Genomic DNA, 1,202 nt, shown 5'->3' with positions numbered 1-1,202 from the left:
GCTGGTGCTGGCCGTGCTGACGGCAGGCGTCCGAGCGGGGCTGCGCCGCCGTCGGCGTCGGTCGCGGCGTGCGTCGTCTCGTCCCGCCGCGGGCGGGACGGTTCGTCTCTGGTCACGGGCGCCGCGCCCCGACCTCGGCCGGACGGCGGTCGACAAGCACCCGGGTGTCCGACTCCCACCCGGCGCGGGGGGCCACCGGCGCGGGGGAGACCGGAGCGGCCGGAAGGGACGCCCGGCGTGCCCGGTGCCGCCACAGCCACCACACGTCCCGGCCGAACGACTCGACAAGCAGCGCGAGCGCGCCGACCACCGCCGCGACGGCGAGCGGCTCGGGCAGCACGTCCGCCGCCACCACCGCCAGCACGATGCCCTGCACGGCGGCGACCGTCTTGCGCCAGTAGCGCGGCGGCAGCGAGCCGTTCAGCCACGGCAGGACCCAGCCGGCCGCGACGAAGACGTACCGCATCGCGCCGATCACCAGCACCCAGGGGCCGACCTGGTCGGCGACGTGGACACAGAGGACCAGGACGAGGAAGGAGTCGACCTCCATGTCGAAGCGGGCGCCGAGGGCGCTGACCGTGCCGGTGCGCCGGGCCACCTGGCCGTCGACCCAGTCGAGGGCGAGCGCGACCGCGGTGAGCCCGACCAGCGCCGGGACCGACACCGGCCCGCTGAACGAGTCCACCACCAGCGCGGTCACGCCGCCGGCCAGGGTGGCCCGGCTCAACGTGACCCAGTCGGCCGGCCCGAGCCGGCGTCCGCCCGAGCGCCGCAGCCCGTGGCTCAGCGCCGCGACCGTCACCACCGCGCAGAGGAGACCGGCCAGCCAGCCGTACCGGCCCAGACCGACCGTGCCGTGGAGGCCGGCGAGCACGCCGACCTGGAGAATCGCCCCCGCGAATGGATCAGTTCGGACCGCAGACACCATGCCTCCGAGGTAGACGTCATGACACACGTGTGTACGCAGAACATGCCCGTTCGGTTCGTTCTGATACCGGAAACTCACGATCACGAGTGGCTTTCACGTGAAACGTCCGCCCGACCGGGCCCCCCGTGGTTGATTCGGTGCCGTGCCCGGACCCTACGGTGCGGCCGACCCGCACCGCCACGCCACGCTGCTGGCCGCCGCCGACCGGCTCGAACTCGCCGGGCGGGCGGCCGAGGCGCGGGACCTGCTCGCCGCCGAACTCGCCGCCGACCGG

Annotated in this window: 1 protein-coding gene; it reads right to left on the bottom strand. The window is 75.0% G+C overall.

Translation table 11 applies throughout. The features are described 5' to 3' along the window. Window positions 1-112: 112 nt before the first annotated feature. On the bottom strand, window positions 113-928 hold the full coding sequence (locus HUW36_RS33200; RefSeq protein WP_174531624.1) for a CDP-alcohol phosphatidyltransferase family protein: 816 nt from the start codon (window positions 926-928) through the stop codon (window positions 113-115). Between the last annotated feature and the right edge of the window lie 274 nt (window positions 929-1,202).

It is taken from the genome of Micromonospora maritima, assembly GCF_902825405.1.
GTDB classification, from domain to species: Bacteria; Actinomycetota; Actinomycetes; order Mycobacteriales; family Micromonosporaceae; genus Micromonospora; species Micromonospora maritima.
The sequence above is the reverse complement of the archived record's forward strand: the minus strand, read 5'-3'. Positions and strand labels throughout refer to the sequence as shown.

Bases quoted from the DNA above. Each gene is read 5' to 3' on its own strand.
- HUW36_RS33200 (WP_174531624.1), bottom strand. From the start codon at position 928: ATGGTGTCTGCGGTCCGAACTGATCCATTCGCGGGGGCGATTCTCCAG.